This is a genomic window from Streptomyces sp. W16, from assembly GCF_033194735.1.
In the GTDB taxonomy this organism is placed as follows: Bacteria; Actinomycetota; Actinomycetes; order Streptomycetales; family Streptomycetaceae; genus Streptomyces.
The window spans coordinates 1-17,733 of the sequence record NZ_JAWOAI010000178.1 but is presented as its reverse complement, the minus strand read 5'-3'; the positions used below and the strand labels follow the sequence as shown (position 1 = coordinate 17,733).

General features: G+C 70.5%; 13 protein-coding genes and 2 pseudogenes. 10 read left to right on the top strand and 5 right to left on the bottom strand.

Annotation, left to right across the window (positions count from 1 at the left end):
• Positions 1-30: 30 nt before the first annotated feature.
• The gene (locus R6V09_RS23680) at positions 31-918 is read right to left on the bottom strand and encodes a serine hydrolase (protein WP_317883440.1); all 888 of its coding nucleotides are present in this window, start codon (positions 916-918) and stop codon (positions 31-33) included.
• Positions 919-1,202: 284 nt separating this feature from the next.
• Between R6V09_RS23680 and R6V09_RS23675 the strand changes: the two genes are divergently transcribed.
• Positions 1,203-2,018 (top strand): SAM-dependent methyltransferase, encoded by an 816-nt coding sequence (locus R6V09_RS23675; RefSeq protein WP_317883439.1) that lies wholly within the window; start codon positions 1,203-1,205, stop codon positions 2,016-2,018.
• Between the two features lie 115 nt (positions 2,019-2,133).
• Here the strand turns inward: R6V09_RS23675 and R6V09_RS23670 are convergent, their stop codons facing one another.
• Together R6V09_RS23670 and R6V09_RS23665 are read right to left on the bottom strand one after the other, a co-directional pair.
• Positions 2,134-3,021 (bottom strand): TetR/AcrR family transcriptional regulator, encoded by an 888-nt coding sequence (locus tag R6V09_RS23670; protein WP_317883438.1) that lies wholly within the window; start codon positions 3,019-3,021, stop codon positions 2,134-2,136.
• Positions 3,022-3,050: 29 nt separating this feature from the next.
• Positions 3,051-4,445 (bottom strand): flavin monoamine oxidase family protein, encoded by a 1,395-nt coding sequence (locus R6V09_RS23665; protein WP_317883437.1) that lies wholly within the window; start codon positions 4,443-4,445, stop codon positions 3,051-3,053.
• A gap of 158 nt (positions 4,446-4,603) precedes the next feature.
• Here R6V09_RS23665 and R6V09_RS23660 point away from each other — a divergent pair, with 158 nt between their 5' ends.
• From R6V09_RS23660 to R6V09_RS23635, 6 genes are all read left to right on the top strand, one after another.
• Positions 4,604-6,142: an APC family permease gene (locus tag R6V09_RS23660; RefSeq protein ID WP_317883436.1), complete on the top strand. Its 1,539-nt coding sequence runs from the start codon at positions 4,604-4,606 to the stop codon at positions 6,140-6,142.
• 288 nt (positions 6,143-6,430) lie between these two features.
• A complete protein-coding gene (locus R6V09_RS23655; protein ID WP_317883435.1) occupies positions 6,431-8,614 on the top strand; it encodes an acetate--CoA ligase family protein in 2,184 nt (727 codons plus the stop codon).
• On the top strand, positions 8,598-9,752 hold the full coding sequence (locus R6V09_RS23650; RefSeq protein WP_317883434.1) for an acyl-CoA dehydrogenase family protein: 1,155 nt from the start codon (positions 8,598-8,600) through the stop codon (positions 9,750-9,752). The genes R6V09_RS23655 and R6V09_RS23650 overlap by 17 nt, the downstream gene beginning before the upstream one ends.
• A 51-nt stretch (positions 9,753-9,803) precedes the next feature.
• A complete protein-coding gene (locus R6V09_RS23645; RefSeq protein WP_317883433.1) occupies positions 9,804-10,817 on the top strand; it encodes an NAD(P)H-dependent flavin oxidoreductase in 1,014 nt (337 codons plus the stop codon).
• 239 nt (positions 10,818-11,056) lie between these two features.
• Positions 11,057-12,292, top strand: coding sequence for a PP2C family protein-serine/threonine phosphatase (locus R6V09_RS23640; RefSeq protein WP_317883432.1), 1,236 nt, complete (start codon positions 11,057-11,059; stop codon positions 12,290-12,292).
• 256 nt (positions 12,293-12,548) lie between these two features.
• Positions 12,549-13,319, top strand: coding sequence for an RHS repeat-associated core domain-containing protein (locus R6V09_RS23635; protein ID WP_317883431.1), 771 nt, complete (start codon positions 12,549-12,551; stop codon positions 13,317-13,319).
• A 101-nt stretch (positions 13,320-13,420) separates the two neighbouring features.
• Here the strand turns inward: R6V09_RS23635 and R6V09_RS23630 are convergent, their stop codons facing one another.
• Positions 13,421-14,164 carry an MBL fold metallo-hydrolase gene (locus tag R6V09_RS23630; protein WP_317883430.1) on the bottom strand — a complete coding sequence of 248 codons (744 nt, stop codon included), beginning with the start codon at positions 14,162-14,164 and terminating at the stop codon, positions 13,421-13,423.
• A gap of 178 nt (positions 14,165-14,342) precedes the next feature.
• Between R6V09_RS23630 and R6V09_RS23625 the strand changes: the two are divergent.
• Positions 14,343-15,579: pseudogene (locus R6V09_RS23625) on the top strand (IS701 family transposase).
• Positions 15,580-15,589: 10 nt separating this feature from the next.
• On the opposite strand, the gene R6V09_RS23620 reads toward R6V09_RS23625, so the two are convergent.
• Positions 15,590-15,787, bottom strand: a complete 198-nt coding sequence (locus R6V09_RS23620; protein WP_317883441.1) for a DUF2637 domain-containing protein — start codon at positions 15,785-15,787, stop codon at positions 15,590-15,592.
• A 366-nt stretch (positions 15,788-16,153) separates the two neighbouring features.
• Between R6V09_RS23620 and R6V09_RS23615 the strand changes: the two genes are divergently transcribed.
• Together R6V09_RS23615 and R6V09_RS23610 are read left to right on the top strand one after the other, a co-directional pair.
• Positions 16,154-17,020, top strand: coding sequence for a DUF4132 domain-containing protein (locus R6V09_RS23615; protein WP_317883429.1), 867 nt, complete (start codon positions 16,154-16,156; stop codon positions 17,018-17,020).
• A pseudogene (locus R6V09_RS23610) lies at positions 17,017-17,733 on the top strand (DNA-binding protein); the annotation flags it as partial. The gene R6V09_RS23615 and the pseudogene R6V09_RS23610, both read left to right, overlap by 4 nt.

Here is a 17,733-nt window from a genome sequence, read left to right as displayed (position 1 = left end):
GAACGCCGTGCGTCGCATGCGTCCGTGCCGTCAGCCGGCCGCTCCTGCCGAGGAGACCGCCGTGCGGGCCGCGCGTTCGACCGCCGCGATGCCGCCCGCCATCGACGCGTTGCCGTCGGAGAGGACCGCGACGAGGTAGTGGTGTGTTCCCGAGGTGACCTCTCCGACACTGTTGATGTCCCACAGGCCGGTCGTGCTGCGTTGCAGCCAGCCGTTCTTGAGCGCCCACCCGGCGTCGGAGGCTGCCGAGACGCCCCATGACTGTCCGGCGGCGATGCGGGTCATCAGCGTACGGATGTAGTTCCGGGACGTCTCGGTCAGTGCGGAGCCGCTCGCGGACGAGGTCCCGCCACCGGCGAACACCGCGTGCAGCAGGCTGATCTGGTCGGTCGCCGTGGTCTGCGTGAGTCCCCACATGCCACCGGCTCCGCCCACGGTCGAGGACAGGCCGAGGCGCTTGTTCGCCGCCTCCAGGCCGGAGGCCTGGCCGATCTGCCGCCAGAGTGCGGTCGCCGCGTCGTTGTCGCTGTGCTCGATCATCGCCGTGGCCGACGTGCGCTCCTGCGGGGTGAGACCGTGTCCGGTGTCCTGCGCCTGGAGGAGCAGCGCGGCGAGGATGTCGACCTTGATGATGCTGGCCGTGTCGTAGGGGACGTCCTGCCCGCGCACCTGTGGCTTCCGGGCGGGGTGGTCCAGGTCCAGCACCGCGGTCGTCACACGTGCCGTCCGCGTGGTGCCGGCCCCGGAGCGCTCCGGGGTCCCGGTGACGGCCGCCGCGGCGGGACCGGCCGCGCCGACCGCCAGCAGGGTGGCCACGGCGCCGGTGAGGAGCGCCACGCGGAGACCGGCATGCCTGCCGCGTCGGCCGGGTGTGCTCGCGGTCGGCGTGGTCGGTCGGAAATTCGGTCGGTACGGCATGGGGCCTCGGCGGTTCGGGGGCGGGGGCACAGGGCTGCGACCGTAGACGAGGCGGCGGTTCCGTGACGTGACCAGTGCCACGAAAAAGCCCTATGGGCATGATTTGTGAGGATAACCACTGCTCCCGGGCCGCCCGGGTCGGGCAGCGGCCCCCGTGCCTCGCAATGTGCACGGACCGGCACTCGGCTTCTCCGGAGGGATGAACTGGCTTACGCGGCCGGGCCGTTGGGACGTAGGTTGAGCGGCGGACATCGCACACCTCGGCCGAAGGACGAACGCTACCCATGCCAGACGAAGCAATGACGCCCAGACCGGCCGCACAGCAGAAGATCGACACATCGGTGCCGCACTCGGCCCGGATCTGGAACTACTGGCTGGGCGGCAAGGACAACTACCCCGTCGACGAGGCGGCCGGCGACGCGTACACAGCCGTGTTCCCCGGCATCGTCACCATCGCCCGCAGCAGCCGCGCCTTCCTGGCCCGCAACATCACGTACCTGGTTTCCGAGGCGGGCATCCGGCAGTTCCTGGACGTCGGTACCGGCCTGCCGACCGCCGACAACACCCATCAGGTCGCCCAGCGGATCGCTCCCGAGGCCCGGATCGTCTACGTCGACAACGACCCGATGGTCCTCGCGCACGCCCACGCTCTGCTCTACTCCACGCCGGAGGGGGTGACCGCCTATGTGGACGCCAACGTGACGGACCCGGACCGCATCCTGGCGGAAGCCGCCAAGACACTGGACCTCGGCCGCCCCACCGCGCTCATCCTCAGCAACATCCTGGGCCATGTCGCCGACCACGACCAGGCGCGCTCCATCGTCACCCGCCTGATGGAGGCGCTGCCGTCCGGCAGTTACCTCTCCATCAACGACGGTTCGCGGGGTATCGACCCGGTCTTCGAACAGGCCCAGGACGCATACAACGAAAGCGGCGCCGTTCCCTACAACCTGCGCACCGTCGACGAGATCACGGAGTACTTCGACGGCCTGGAGCTGGTGGACCCAGGGGTGGTCTCGGTCCCCCTCTGGCGCCCGGAGTCCGCCTCCCCGGCTCCGGTACAGATCGGCGAGCACGGCGGCCTCGCCCGGAAACCGTGACACCGCGAGCTTCACTCTGAAGCTCGTACAGATCGATGCCGGCGGGGAAACCGGCCTGGTTCGTGCCGGGCCGGTTCCCCCCAACGCCTCGAAAGGCTCGACGGCAGCGGGTCCCTCAAGCGGGCGGCGAAGGTCGATCGGTCAGGTCGAGGTGCGGTTCGAAGGCCCGCAGCAGGAGTGAGCGCATGCGGTCCGGCCGCATCTCAGTCGAGCCGGCGAGGATCTGCATCGCCAGGCCGTCGACCATCGCGGTGAACCGGTCGGCGAGGGCTTCGACGTCCGCCTCCGGCGCCAGGCCCTCGGACCGGCACTCGTGGAGCAGATCCACCACGACCCGGTACCAGCCCGAGTAGATCCGCCGCTGCGCGGGCCGCAGGCCGGGTTCGAGCATCGCCTGGTTCCAGAACTGGATCCACACCGACCATTCGTCGATGTCGTCGGCCGTGAGCGGGAGTTGCACCTCGATCAGGCGGCGCAGCTTGTCACGGGCGGAGGTCGCCCGGCCGAACTCCTCGTCGAGCCGGGTGCGGAACCGCTGGGCGTAGTACTCCAGCGCGGCGTGCAGCGTGGCTTCCTTGCTGGGGAAGTGGTAGTGCACCGTCGCCGTGCTGGTCCCGCAGTAGCGGGCGATGTCCGAGACGCGGACGTTGTGGTAGCCGCGGCGGGCGATGAGGACGGTCGCGGCCTCCAGGATCTGGTCCCGGCGCTCCTGTGCCGTCACCGGCTGTGCCCGGTCCCGCCCGGTGTCGGGCGGGAGGACGGGCTCCGGACCGGCTCCGTCGACGAGATACGCGGTGGAGACCCCGCAGGCCTTCGCGATCGCGGCGATCTCCTCGTCGCGCAGCCGTCGGGTCCCGCGCAGCGCCTTGGACAGGGCGGTCGGGTCCATTCCGATCCGGTGGGCGAGTTCGCGCTGGGAGACGGCGGCGGCCCGGATCGCCGTGCGGACGCGTTCCGGCAGCTCGGCGGCGGTCGTGGCCGGCCGCTCTTCGATGCTGGTCATAACCCGGTCAGTATGTCAGGCAAGGCGGTTCACCCCAGGTGCCCGACGGCCACCAGGGCGCTGATCACCTCGGCCGCGGCACGCTCGCCCGACGAGATCGCCCCGTCGATGTAGCCGTTCCACACCGAGGCGGTCTCGGTCCCCGCCCAGTGCACGAGCCCGGACGGCTCACGCCAGCCGTCCCTGCCGTGGCGGGTCCAGCCGCCCGGGGTCATGAAGCACTCGTAGCCTCCGATGGTCCAGCCGGTCCGCGGCCAGATCTTCTCGACGTAGTCGACGGCCTGTGCGGCCCGGGGTCCGGCGACCGCGGACAGGGCGGCCAGCACCTCGTGGCGCCGCTCGGTGTCGGTTCCTGCGGACCAGCGGTCGAGCCGGTCGCCGTAGACGAACGCGACGAGCACGCCGCGCGAGGCGTCCTCCGGGGAGTTGTCGAAGACGACACCGACCGGGCTGTCGCCGTAGAGCGTCGCGATCCCGGAGCGACCGGCCGCGCGCCAGAACGGTTCCTCGTACACGGCGTGCACCTTGGCGACCCGTCCCATCGGTGCGTGGCGCACCCAGCCGCGCCGCCCGACGGGGAGCACCGGGTCGAACGCGATCCGCTCGATCGCCGCCGGTGGCACGGCGACGACGGCTCGCCGCGCGCGGACGACGGTGTGGCCGGTGTACGCCTCCACGCCGTGCGCGGTCTGCCGCAGGGACAGCACCGGCTCGCCCAGCCGGACCCGTCCGCCCAGCGACTTCGCGAGCGCGTGGGCCACCGCGTCGGCCCCGTCGGAGAACCGGGCGTCCTGTGCGCAGCCGCGGGTCTCCATCAGCTGTTCGTAGCCGCCGCCCGAGGCCAGGTAGAACAGCACGTGGAAGAAGGAGATCTCGCGCGGTTCGGCGCACCACACACCCTGGATCGCGAGCGCCAGCCGCGCCAGGGCGTCCTCGTCGGCGGTCCGCGCGCGGAAGAAGTCCTCGGCCGACAGGGCGTCGAACTCCGCGAACCGCGGGGTGGACCAGGGCAGTTCGAGGTCGACGGTGCGGGCGAGATCGTCGAGCAGGGCGGTGACGCGTTCGTACTCCTCGATGCCCGGTCCGGTGTCCGGTGCGCCGCCCGCGTAGTCGACGCGGGTGCCGTCGGCGCGGATCTCGACGTGCCGCCCGGTCTCCCAGGTCGGGAACGTCCGGCAGCCGAACCGGTCCGCCAGCGCGTGGAACCGCCGCTGGCTCGGCCCGATCCACTGTCCTCCGTGGTCGAGGCGCACCCCGGAGGGGCTCACCTGGCTGAACACACGGCCGCCCACACGGTCGGCGGCCTCCAGCACGACAACGTCGACCCCGGCGTCGGCCAGCCGCCACGCGGTGGTGAGTCCCGCGTATCCGGCGCCCACGACCACGACCTCGGTGTCGACGGCAGAAGTTTCGAGTGGTGTCACGCCGGCCACCGTGCCGCAAGACTGACTCGACAGTCAATATGCTCCACACAATTGCGATCGAAGCCTTGACAGCACCTCCCGCCACAGCCAGTCTGACTCGCCAATCAGTCATTGCGTTTTGTTGTCGGTACCCGTAGACCAATAGATCGGGAGTGGCAATGACCTCAGATTCGCAACTCCAAGTGCGCGAGGCCCAGACGGACAAGGGCCTGCGCTCCGGCGCGCTCTCCATGGCCACCAGCCTGATCCTCGCCGTGGCGTCCGCGGCGCCCGCCTACAGCCTCACCGCGACGCTGGCCTTCGTCGTCGGATACGTCGGCTTCCAGGCCCCGGCCGTGGTGGTACTCGCCTTCGTCCCGATCCTGTTCGTCTCCTTCGGCTACGCCGCTCTCAACAAGCGTGATCCGGACTGCGGCACGATCTTCACCTGGGCCACCCGCGCACTGAATCCGAACCTCGGCTTCCTCGGCGGCTGGGCGATCATCGCCTCGTTCGTCCTCGTGATCGGCAGCCTCGCGCAGGTCGCCGGGCAGTACGTGTTCCTGCTGGTGGGTGCGGAAAACATCGGTTCCGATCCGGCCAACTGGCGGGTGCTCCTCGCCGGCCTCGGCTGGCTCGCGCTGATGACCCTCGTCTGCTACCGCGGTATCGAGATCGCGGCCGCGGTCCAACGCGCCCTGCTCTTCCTGGAGTTCGGCATGCTCGTGGCCCTGTCCGTCGTCGCGCTCGTCAAGGCCTACGGCGGCTCCGCGCCGGCCGGGGCCCGGCGGCCTAGCCTGTCCTGGCTCAACCCGTTCGAGGGCGCGTCCCTGAGCGCGTTCGTCAGCGCGCTGGTGCTGATGCTGTTCATCTACTGGGGCTGGGAGACGGCGCTCACCGTCAACGAGGAGACCACCGACCGGCACCGCGTCCCGGGCCGCGCCGCGACCTGGTCCACGGTGCTGCTGGTGACGCTGTACCTCCTCGCCACGTTCGCCGCGATCTCCTTCGCCGGCATCGGCGACTCCGGGATCGGCCTCAACAACCCGGACAACTCAGGGGACGTCCTCTACGGCTTCGGCACCGCGGTGTTCGGGTCGAGCGGCTTCGGCTCGGTGCTGTGGCACCTGCTGATCGTCATGGTCCTCACCTCGGCCGCCGCCTCGACGGAGACGACCGTACTGACCCTGAGCCGCACGATGCTCTCGATGGGCGACCAGGGCGCGCTCCCCCGCGCACTGGCCCGGGTGCACCCACGCTTCCGCATCCCCCACGTGGGCACGATCGCGGTCGGGGTCATCGGCGCGGTGGTGTACGTCGCGCTGAACTTCCTCGGCCACGGTCTCGTCCTCGGCGACGCGGTGTCCGCGTGCGGGGTGCTGATCGCGTTCTACTACGGGCTCACCGGGCTCACCTCCGCCTGGGCGCACCGCACCGGGCCGCGCGCCAAGGCGGCGGACCTCTGGCTGACTGTCGCCCTCCCCGCGATCGGCGGGGTCGTCCTGCTCGCCGCGGGAGCCTGGAGCCTGGTCCAGGCGTGGGATCCCGTCAACAGCGGTACGAGTTGGACGCTCCCGTTCTCCTCGGGATCCCGTGTCGGCGGCACGTTCGTGATCGGCACCGGGACGGTCCTGCTGGGACTGCTCGCCCTGTTGATCTGCCGACGCTCGTATCCCACGTTCTTCGAACGCCGGTCAACTCCCGCTGCACAGGCCTGAGTTCGGACCTTCTTACCTAGGACCCTCCGCTCAATATCGCGAGGTTGATCACTCATGATCCTGCCAGGCACGGAGCAGCCCGCCTATCAGGTCGCCAAACGCGCGGATCTCGTCCGCCGGGCGAGCGCCGCGCTCCTACGACGCTCCCGGGAGCAGGCGAGTTCGTGAACAGCCGGCTCGCCTGTACGACGGTGCAGCCCCATGCCTGATCCGTTCGGCACCGCAGACCACCGCTCCGGCCCGCCCGGGACTCCCGCACCCGCGACCCCCGAGACCGGGAGACCATCCGTGTCCCTTCCGCAGGCATTCGTCGACCCCTCGTCCATCGCCGTCGTCGGTGCCACCGAGGACCGCGCCAAATGGGGTTACTGGCTCGCCACCGGTGCCCTCGCGGGAGCCGACCGGCGGCGGGTGTGGCTGGTGAACCGTCGCGCCGCGCAGGTCCTCGGACAGTCCTGCCGTCCGACGGTGGGCGACCTGCCGGGGACCCCAGACCTCGTCGTCGTGTGCGTGCCGCCGGAGCACGTCCTTCCCGTCGTGCGGGACGGCCTGGACAACGGATGCCGGGCGTTCCTCGCGATCACCGCGGGGCTCGGTGCCGACGAGGCCGAACTCGCCGCGCTGCTGCGCCGGGCGGGGGCGCGGCTGATCGGGCCGAACAGCCTCGGGTTGTTCAACGCCGCCACAGAACTCCGGCTCGCCTGGGGGAACTTCACGCCGGGGAGTCTGGCCGTCGTTTCGCAGAGCGGTCAGCTCGGCTCCGAGATCGCCGGCCTCGGCGCACGGGCCGGACTGGGCGTGTCCCGCTTCTACTCGGTCGGCAACCAGCTCGACGTGGGAGCCGCCGACGTACTCGAATCCCTCGTCACCGACGAACGCACCACCACGGTGGCCCTCTATCTGGAGAGCTTCGCCGACGGAGCACGGATCATCACCGCCCTCGAAGCCCTCCGCCGCGCGGGCAAGCACGCGCTGGTCCTCACCACCGGCGCCAGCGACGCGAGCCGTCGGCTCGCGCGGTCCCACACCGGTTCGATGACCTCGGCGCTCGACGTCGTCGACGCGGCGTGCCGCGCCGCCGGAGCCCTCCGGGTCGCGACGCCACGCGAACTCGTCGAAACCGCCCGGGTGTTGGACGCGACCGCTCCCCCGGGCGGACGCCGGGTCGCGATCATCAGCGACAGCGGCGGACAGGGCGGGATCGCCGCCGACCTCGCCGCCGATCGGGGACTCCGCGCGCCGGTCTTCACCGACCGGCTGCAGGCCGGCCTGCGTGCCCTGCTTCCCGCCGCGGCGGCGGTGTCCAATCCCGTGGACCTCGCGGGCGCGGGGGAAGCGGATCTCCAGGTCTACGCCCAGGTCGTCGAGTTGGTGGCCGCCTCCGGCGAGGTCGACTCGATCGTCCTGTCGGGGTATCTGGGTTGCTACGGCGAGGACTCGCCGAGCCTCGTCGACGCCGAGTCCGCCGTGATCGACCGCCTCGGCCACGGCCACCGGACGGGCGCGGCCGGCGTGCCCCTGATCGTGCACAGCATGAGCGCCGCCTCGCCGGCGGTCGCCCGGCTTCGGGAGCACCGCGTCCCGGTCTTCGACACCGTCGACGCGGCCCTGGGCGCGCTGGGCCACGTGACCCGGCTGGGCGGACAGCCCCGATCGGCTCCGGCAACCGCACGGACCGAAGCAGCCGCCACGACGACCAAGCGGACCGACGCGGCCGTCCCGGCACCCGTGCGGACCGACGCGGCCGTCCCGGCGCCCGGCTACTGGGCGGCTCGTACGTTCCTTACGGCCCTCGGCGTCGCGATGCCCGAGGCGCGACGGGTCACCGACGCGGCCGGGTTCGCGGAGGCCTGCGCGTCCCTGCGACCACCTCTGGTGCTCAAGGCCGGCTGGATCGAGCACAAGAGCGAGCACCGGGCCGTCAGAACCGGACTGAGCCCGGACTCCGCCGCCGCGGTGTTCCGCGAGATGTACGAACGGCTCGGCCCCGGCGAGTACGTCGTGGAGGAGCAGGACACCCGGCCGGGCGTCGTCGAGCTGCTGATCGGCGCCCGCCGGGACCGTGACTTCGGTCCGACCGTCACCGTGGGCCATGGCGGAGTCCACGCCGAACTCTGGCGTGACGTCTCCATGGAACTGGCACCGGTCGACCGGCGGACGGCGGCCGGGATGCTCGACCGTCTGCGCTCGCGCCGACTGCTGGACGGCTGGCGGGGACAGCCACCCGTCGACGTCGAGGCACTGATCGACGCGATCGTCGCCGTGTCCGAGGCGATCGCGGCCACCACCGGCGTGGCGGACATCGAGGTGAATCCGATCCGGGTCGGGCCCGCGGGCGCCCTGGCCGTGGACGCGCTCGTCGTCCCCCGTACCGCAGAAGTCGTACCGAAAGCCGCATGTGAAACAACCGGGGCGGACGGCCGCCGGAAATCCACCGAGGAGCAGGAGATATCGCGTGAGCACGTCCACTGAGCCCTGGCCGCTGACCGATGAGCAGCGGGCGATCGTCGAACTGTGCCGGGAGTTCGCCGCGAACGAGATCCGGCCGCGCGGACGCGAGGTCGACGAGCGTGACATCGAGTCCCCGCTGGACATCTTCCGGGCCGCGGCCAAGGTCGGCATCACCGACTTCATGCTGCCCGAGGAGTACGGCGGGGGCGGATTCACCGATGTGGTGACCCAGTGCCTGGTCCAGGAGCAGATGTGCTGGGGCGATCCGGGCATCGGCAACTTCGTGTGCTCCAACGGGTTCTTCGCCGATCCGCTGCTCGCGCTCGGCACGGAGTGGCAGAAGGCGGAGTGGCTGCGTCCGCTCGCCGGTCCGAACCCCCTTTACACCGCACTGGCGACGACCGAGCCGGAGGCGGGTTCCGACGCCGCGTCCATCGCCACGACCGCCGTCCGCGTCGAGGGCGGTTACGCGATCAGCGGGCAGAAGGTGTGGATCTCCAACGCGGGCCTGGCCGACCAGTACGTGGTCTTCGCCAAGACCGACCCCACCCGGGGCTCCTCCGGGGTCACCGCCTTCCTGTTGCGCAAGGGTGCCGAGGGGATGAGGTTCGGCGAGCCCATGCGCAAGATGGGCCAGCGCGCGATCGTCTGCCGCGAGATCTTCTTCGACGAGGTCTTCGTGCCCGAGTCCGACCGGCTCGGGGACGAGGGGCAGGGCTTCCGCGGTCTGATGAGGACCTTCGACATCTCGCGGATCGTGCTGGCCGCCGCGGCGACCGGAGCGGCCCGTGCGGCCTACGAGTACGCGCTTGAGTACGCCCGGGAGCGCAAGCAGTTCGGCAAGCCGATCATCGAGCACCAGGCCGTCGCGTTCCGGCTGGCCGACATGGCGACCCGTATCGAGTCCGCGTGGCTGCTGACGCTGCACGCGGCACGGCGGATGGACGCCGGGGCGGACGCCACGAAGCTCGCCGCCATGGCCAAGCTGCAGGCGTCGGAGACCGCGATGGCGGTGACCTGGGGCGCCGTGCAGACCCTCGGCGGATGGGGCTACTCGCGCGAGTTCCCGGTCGAGCAGTGGATGCGTGACGCCAAGCTGGAGGAGATCGAGGAGGGCACCTCGGACATCATGCGGCTGATCATCTCGCGACGCCTCTGACGACTCTCACGACTGCGACGTCTCTGACCCTGCCCCGGCAACAGGAGTGACATGACCTTCCGGAACGAGTTCACGGAGATGTTCGGGGTCGAACATCCCATCGTGTGCGGCGGAATGCTCGCGGTGGGCACCGCGGAGCTGATCTCGGCCGTCGCGAACGCCGGCGCGCTGGGATTCCTCAGCGCGCTGACCCAGCCCACCCCGGAGGCGCTCGCCCGGGAGATCGCGCGCTGCCGTGAACTGACCGACAAGCCGTTCGGCGTCAACCTCACCATCCTGCCCACCATCGAGCCGGTGCCGTACGACGACTACCGGGCCGTCATCATCGACTCGGGCGTGAAGGTCGTGGAGACGGCGGGCAGCAATCCCGCACCGCACCTGCCCGCGCTCAAGCGGGCCGGGGTGAAGGTCGTACACAAGGCCGTCGCCGTCCGGCACGCGCTCAAGGCCGAGGCACTGGGCGTCGACGCCGTCAGCATCGACGGGTTCGAGTGTGCCGGGCACCCCGGCCAGGACGACGTCCCCGGCCTCGTCCTGATCCCGGCCGCCGCCCGCAGGCTGCGCATACCGATCATCGCGTCCGGCGGCTTCGCCACCGGCGGCGGCCTCGTCGCGGCTCTGTCGCTCGGGGCGTGCGCGATCAACATGGGGACCCGGTTCGAGGCGACCGAGGAGGCGCCGATCCACCCGAACGTGAAGGCCCGGATCGTCGCGAACGACGAGCGGGGCACCCAGATCGTGTTCCGGGAGTTCGGCAACACCGCGCGGGTGGCGCGCAATTCGGTCTCGCAGGACATCGCCCGCCTCGGCGCGCGCCCCGGGGCCGCCTTCTCCGACGTCGCCGACCTCGCCTCCGGGAAGCGCGGCAGACAGCGGGTGCTGCGTGAGGGCGATGTCGAGGGCGGAATGTGGTGGGCCGGTCAGGCCCAGGGCCTCATCGACAGCGTGGAGAGCTGCGAGACGGTGGTCCGCACCATAGTGGCGGACGCGGAAACCATCATCCGCGACCGCCTCCGACGGCAGCTCGCACCATCGTCCGACATGACCCCGGCCGCGGCCGGCTGACGGGTTCCGCTGCACGGCGGCCCCCGGCACCGCCGATCATGAACGGCGAGGCCGCCCATCGAGCAATACCATCACCCGGCCGCCCACGGCGGCCTCCGCGGGCAGGCCACTCGGTCGGGTGACGGCAAGCGGCATCGTCGCTGCCCGGTGGACCGAAAAGTGCCGTTTCCGGGCTTCGTGGCCAGATCCCTCTTATCGTGGAGCGACACAGTGACCATCGGCGTCGAAGCGGGCAGGCCATGCAGGATCCGGATCCGGAGATCGACTATGCGGCGGTCTTCCGCGACCTGCCCGGCATGGTGGCACTGCTCACCCCCGAGCTCGTCTACCTCGACGCCAACGAGGAGTTCCAGCGCCTGTCCGGACGCAAACGCGAGGAACTCGTCGGCCGTTACATCTTCGACGTCTTCCCCGAGAACCCCAAGGACCCGGCGGCGGCCGGCATGCGCGAGACCCGGGAGTCGATGCTGCGCGCGGTGACCACCGGAGAGCGCGACACCATGGCCCTGCTCCGCTACGACATCGAGGACCCCGAGCAGTCCGGCCGATGGGTGGAGCACTTCTGGAGCCCGGTCAACGCGCCCGTCCGCGGCCCGGACGGCAAGGTGATGCTGATCGTCCACCGGGTCGAGGAGGTCACCGAGTTCGTCCGGGCCTTCGGCGGCCAGGCCGCCGACAGTCGGGCCCGGGTGCTGGAAGCCGAGTTGTACACCCGGGCACGTGAGCTGCAGCAGGTCAACGAGCGGCTGCGCACGGCCCACGCCCACGAGCGCGAGGTGGCCCTGACCCTGCAGGCGGCGATGCTTCCCCCGCCGCGACCCGTCGGCCACCACCGGGCGGCCGTCCGCTACCGGCCCGCCGTGGGCGCCCTGAACGTCTGCGGGGACTGGTACGACCTGGTCGACCTGCCCGACGGCGGAATGGCGGTCGCCGTCGGTGACGTCGTCGGGCACGGTCTGGCGGCCGCCTGCGTCATGGGCCAGCTGCGCAGCGCCCTGAGCGCGGCCTGCCGGGTCGCCGACGGCCCGGGCTCCGCCCTTGAGGCGCTCGGTCTGTACGCGCGTTTCGTCGAGGGCGCCGAGTCGGCCACCGCTGTGACGACGTTCATCGACTGGGACGACCACACCATCACCTACAGCTGCGCCGGCCATCCTCCGCCGGCCCTGCTCGACCCCGACGGCACGGTGACCTTCCTCGACCAGGCCACCGAACCGCCTCTGGGGGCCAGGCCCGAGCATGTCGTCCGGTCTCAGACGAGCGTGCCCTTCGCCGAGGGCGCCACGCTCGTCCTGTACACCGACGGACTGATCGAGCGTCGCACGGAGGACATCGACCGCGGTCTTGCCCGCCTCGCCGACTCCCTCGCCCACCACCGGCACGCGGAACCCGAGTCCCTGGCCGACGCCCTGCTCACCGACCTGCTCCCCGCCGAGGGCAACACCGACGACACGGCCCTGATCGTTCTGCGTCTGTGACGGCGGCTTCGCCACCCCGCCCCTGAGGACGGCCCGGTACGGGACTGGGCCGGCGGACCGCACGACTGGCTTGAACCGGTAGCCCGGCGCCCGCCCGACAACCCCGTGCGAGTACGGCGAACGAGCATGGCGAGGCGCCCCGTTCGCCGGGGACGCGGATCAGCGGACACCCGGCAGACGGAGGTCGCCCACATAGTCGCCTGCCTTCAGGAACTGGCCGGCCGTCTGCGCGTCGTCGTCGTGATCGTCGACCAGCTTGACCGGGAACCGGAACGCCGGGACGACCCCTGTCCGGCGGAACTGTGCGCGCCTCGCGCGCCCGGCCTGGCCGCCTGAAGCTGCTCGCCGGGCCGCAGGCGGCACCACGTGGACCAGCGGCAAGACGGCGACCAACCACTACAGCGACGACACCGACAGTCCGGCCTGGACCGCCGACTCCTCCGGCACGATCACCCGCTCGGTCACTGACATGACAGGCGCCCTGGGCGCAACGACATCTGCGAGCGGCGCCATCACACTGCAGTTCGCGAATCTGCACGGTGACATAGCGGTCACCCTGGCCACGGCCACCACAACCACGACCGCCTACTCCTACGACGAGTACGGAAACACCACAAATACGTCACGCTACGGCTGGCAAGGCAACGCCCTGCGGGCCAGTGACACCCCCACAGGCAGCACACTGATGGGCCTGCGCCTCTACAACCCGACAACAGGCCGCTTCCTCCAGACCGACCCTGTCCAAAACGGCAGCGCCACCGCACACGACTACTGCAACGGCGACCCGGTCAACTGCTCCGACCTGAACGGTCAGTGCCCGAGCTTCCTGCGCCATCCAGTGAAGTCGAGCCTCTGCACGGCCGCCCTGGTCGCGGTCCAGGCCGTAATCGACGTGCTGGGAGATGCCTTGTGTGTGGCCGCGGCCACCGCCCTCGCCATCGTCGGTGGAGTGATCGTGAACGGGGTAGGAGCAGCAGTCGGTTACTACGTCGAGGCACGCTGGAACGGGCATTTCTCCTACAGCTAGTACTCCAGTCGTAGATCGTGATGGTGCTGGTCGGTGTGGGTGTCCGGTCTCAGGAAGTGGTCTCACCGGTCTTGTTCGGCGTGGCGATGGACTTGGATGTCTCAGTGGAGGTCGATGACGAGACCACTGTCAGCGACCGTGATGCCGCCTTCGTATGCCCGGCGGGCAGCGTCCACGGAGGCATGTGGGTCCGATCCGGGCCATAGATGGGTGAGCAAGAGGCGACCCACATGCGCTTGAGCGGCGTACTGGCCGGCCTGCCGCGCGCTGGAGAGGTACTGCGCGGAGTGCTCGGGCACTTCCTCGGCATAGGTGGCCTCGGCAATGAATACATCGGCATCCCGCGCCAGGTCCGTGATGTCGGGGCACGGCCCGGTGTCACCGGTGTAGGCCAGCCGCTGCCCACCAGCCGTCAGCCGGATGCCCGCGTTGGGCACCCAGTGCGGTAATGACCGCGTGGCTACCTCGAACGGACCGATCTCGAACCGCGCGCCCGGTATGAACTCGTGCAGCAGGTAGGAGGCGTCAAGCATTCCCGGCCGGTCCAGGGCGAGGACCGCATCGAGAGCCCGGTGTGGGGCAAAGACCGGTAGTGCGGGCGGCGGGTCATCGTCCAGAGCCCTGGCCCGCAGCAGCGGGTTCAGGTCGGCACAGTGGTCGGGGTGCCCATGACTGATCAGCACCGCGTCGATGCCGTGCGGAGCCGTATGCTCCAACAGCCGGGGAAGGGCGGCGTATCCGAGGTCGATGACAAGCCGAAAGCCCTCGTGCTCCACGAGGAAACCACTGCACGCCAGACCAGCCGACGGCCAGGCACCACAGCCCCCCAGCACAGTGATCCGCATGGTCTTCACCATACGAGACCCGCTGGCCGGCATGTGCTCATTTAGAGGGACAGCCGGTTACACAGACTGGTGCGGCCACTGGTGATCATCGTGGTTTGTGAAGACAACGAATGCTCAGGCGATGGCCGCGGGTCGCAGCGTAGACCCAGCGCGCCGGCTGGCGATGTTCGATCATGTGATGGGCCGGACAGCAGGACGGTTCGCGTGGGTCGAATCCCGGCGTCGGGTCCGGAAATTGGTGCTCGGGCTGCTGTCGGACCTGCCGCGTAAGAACTGCTGGACCATCGCGGAGTGGGCCGGGGAGACCACCCCGGACGGCATGCAGCACCTGCTCAGTCGGGCCAAGTGGGACGCCGACCGGATACGCGACGACACGCGGGAATACGTGGTGGAGCACCTGCACGACACCCAGGCGGTACTGGTGGTCGACGAGACCGGGGACGTGAAGAAGGGCACCGGCACGGTCGGCGTCCAGCGCCAATACACCGGCACCGCGGGCAGGATCGAAAACGCCCAGGTCGCCGTCTACCTGGTCTACGCCGGTCGGAGCGGGCACGCGGCGGTGGACCGGGAACTGTATGTCCCGCGCTCGTGGACGGCCGACCCCGGTCGCTGCCGGGATGCCGGACTCGGCGAGGACATCGCCTTCGCGACCAAACCGGAACTTGCCAACCGCATGATCACCCGGTTCCTGGACGCCGGCCACGGCGCTTCGTGGGTCGCGGGCGACGAGGTCTACGGCGGCAACCCGAAACTGCGGGCCGCGCTGGAGGAACGCGGCACCGGCTATGTCCTCGCCGTGGCCTGCTCCCACGAAGTCACCACCCAGGCCGGGAAGTTCCGCGCGGACGCCCTGGCCAAGAAGCTGCCGAAGCGGGCCTGGCAGAAGCTGTCCGCCGGAGCGGGAGCGAAGGGCCACCGCTTCTACGACTGGGCCGTCATCGACCTGGCCGCCCCCACCCCCGGCAGCCGTCAACTGCTGATCCGTCGCAATCGCACCACCGGCGAACTCGCCTACTACCGCTGCTACTCGCCCGCGCCGGTGCCGCTGACCAGACTGGTGCAAGTCGCCGGATCAAGGTGGCGGGTGGAGGAGTTCTTCCAGTCCGGCAAGGGCCTGGCCGGACTGGACGAGCACCAGGTCCGCCGCTACACGTCCTGGTCCCGGTGGGTCACCCTGGCCATGCTCGCGCACGCCTTCCTTGCCGTCGTCCGAGCCGATGAACATGCCCGCCCGTCCCGCACCGGACGGGCTCATACGGCTCACCTGCAACGAGATCAAGCGCCTGTTCATCACGCTCGTTGTCCAGCCCGTCCACGACACGGCCCACCGGCTCACTTGGTCCAACTGGCGCCGCCGCCACCAGGCCCGGTCCCAGGCCAGCCACTACCGCCGACAAGCCGCTCAAGCGTGAAGATCACGATTTACGGCTGGAGTATTAGGAGCAGAAGCCCGTCGACGGACAGCGGCCACAACGAGGCACTGACCGCATCCTCCCCGCCCTGCAACGCGAACTCCCGCTGGTGAACATACGAGGCGTATGCGGCGACGCCGGCAACAACGAGAGCACACAGCGGCCGGATCCACGCATCGAGATCAAAGCCGCTCTTCCGTGAGGCCATCTGGCCGGTTTCGGCGCCATCAGTCATCGAGACCACCGTCGCCCGCCGGGTCTCCGGTCTCCCTGGGTAGTCACCCTCCCCCGGTGGTTTGCCCCTGCGTCAACGGCCGGATGGCGTCTCCGCGGGAAGCCCCCGGACACAGGAAAGGGCTCCGACCGGCCCATAAGACCAGTTCAGAGCTCTGATGGCAGACGAGCCGGGCCGTACGCCGGGATCACCGGTAGCTCGTCTCAGCCCATCCACAGGTTCCCCGGCCGATTGTCAGTGATCGCCGCTAACGTTCCGCTTGTCGTCGCACAGACGTCGGGATGTCCCGGCTGAACTGTGCATTCTTCGGGCTGTGTTGATGTGGAAGGCGGGGGCATCGTGGGTTGGCTGTCGGCGGGTGACGGGTATGAAGTCGCCCTGGTGGAGGGGCGGGTGGCGGCGCGTGCCACTGGGGGCCGGGCAGCGGGGCGGCAGTTGAAGTCCCTGCCGCGTGCGCTCAAGGACCACCCGGAGGTGGACCGGCTGCGGCGGTTCGCCGAATGGCTGGATCGGCACGCTGCGGGGTGCGTCGCTCAGGTCGATTCCTGGATGGTGTCGTCGCTGCCCGTCCCCACCGGCCTGCTGGCCCGTGTGTGGCCGGACGAGGCCTGGCAGTCGGCCCTGCGCGACCTGGCCGTGGTCGGCGACGACCCGGACGAGGTCGGCTTCCTGCGGGGCACCACCGAGGACGGCGAGCTGCGGGTGGTGAACCTCGACGGCGAGACGGTACGGCTGTCCCCGCGCACGGTGACCCTGCCGCACCCGGTACTGCTGCCGGACCTCGACGACATCCGGGAGTTCGCCGCCGAGTTGGGCATCGTGCAGCGCGTCGAGCAGATCCACCGGGCGACCTGGCAGCGCCCCGACGAACTCGCCCCCAAGGCCACCGAGATACGGGAGTTCGCGGGCGGCTCGTTCCGCTCCCGCTTCGCGCTTGCCGCGCGCGCCAGTTCGCTGGGCTACCGCGTCTCCGGCGGCTACGCCACGGCCCGGGTGCGCGACGGCGGGCGCACCGTCGAGGCCTCCGTGTGGATCGGGGAGCCGTACTGGGAGGACACGGTGGAGACCGGGGGCCTCAGCTGGCAGGACCAGGACGGCCGTGCCCTGCCGTTGCGGGAGGTGGGCCCGGTGGCCTGGTCCGAGGGGATGCGGATGGCGGCGGCCTTGTACGCCGGGCGTGACATCGAGAAGGGCAAGGACGCATGAGCGGGGGGACGCAGGTGTCGTACGAGGACATGCTCGCGGCGGGGGTGGTGCTGCCGCCGGACGCGGAGGGCGCCGGTGAGCGGGCGGTGCCGCTGACGGCGCGCACCTATCGTCACCCGGGTCTCGACGACCGGGTGGTGGTGCGGCTGGTCGCCGGTGAACTGGGCGCGGCGGAGGACCTGGCCGCCGGTTTCCTCGGCCTGGAACAGGCCGCCGAACCGGCCGTGGTGGGGCTGGGGCTGCGTCAGTCGCTGGGCTTTCCGGAGTGGGTGCTGGTGCACCACCCCGAGGACGGACACCACGCGCTCGGTGTCGTACCGGACCTGGAGCGGGCGGCCCGGCAGGTGAAGTCCCGGCCCAAGGCCGCCCTTGACGCCTATCTGGAGCTCGGCGCGCGGCTCGCGGCCTCCGTCCCGCACTTCCTGCCGACGTTCTACGAGCAGGCGGGCCGGGTCTTCCTCGCGGAGGAGAACGCCACCTACGCGGCGCAGTTGTTCACGCGGGCCCGCAAGGCCGAGGCGGAGCACGGGCTGGTCATCGAGGAGGACCGCCTCGACGCGGTGTTCCTGGAGTTCGCGTTGGCGGGCGCGCTGCCGGTGAAGGTGCTGTCCTCCTACGGCAAGGAGCTGACCGCGCGGGTGCCGGCCGAGGAGGCGCTGCGGCGTTTCACCCGGCTGTGTCTGCGCCGTACCGCGGGCGGTCTGCCGCCGTCC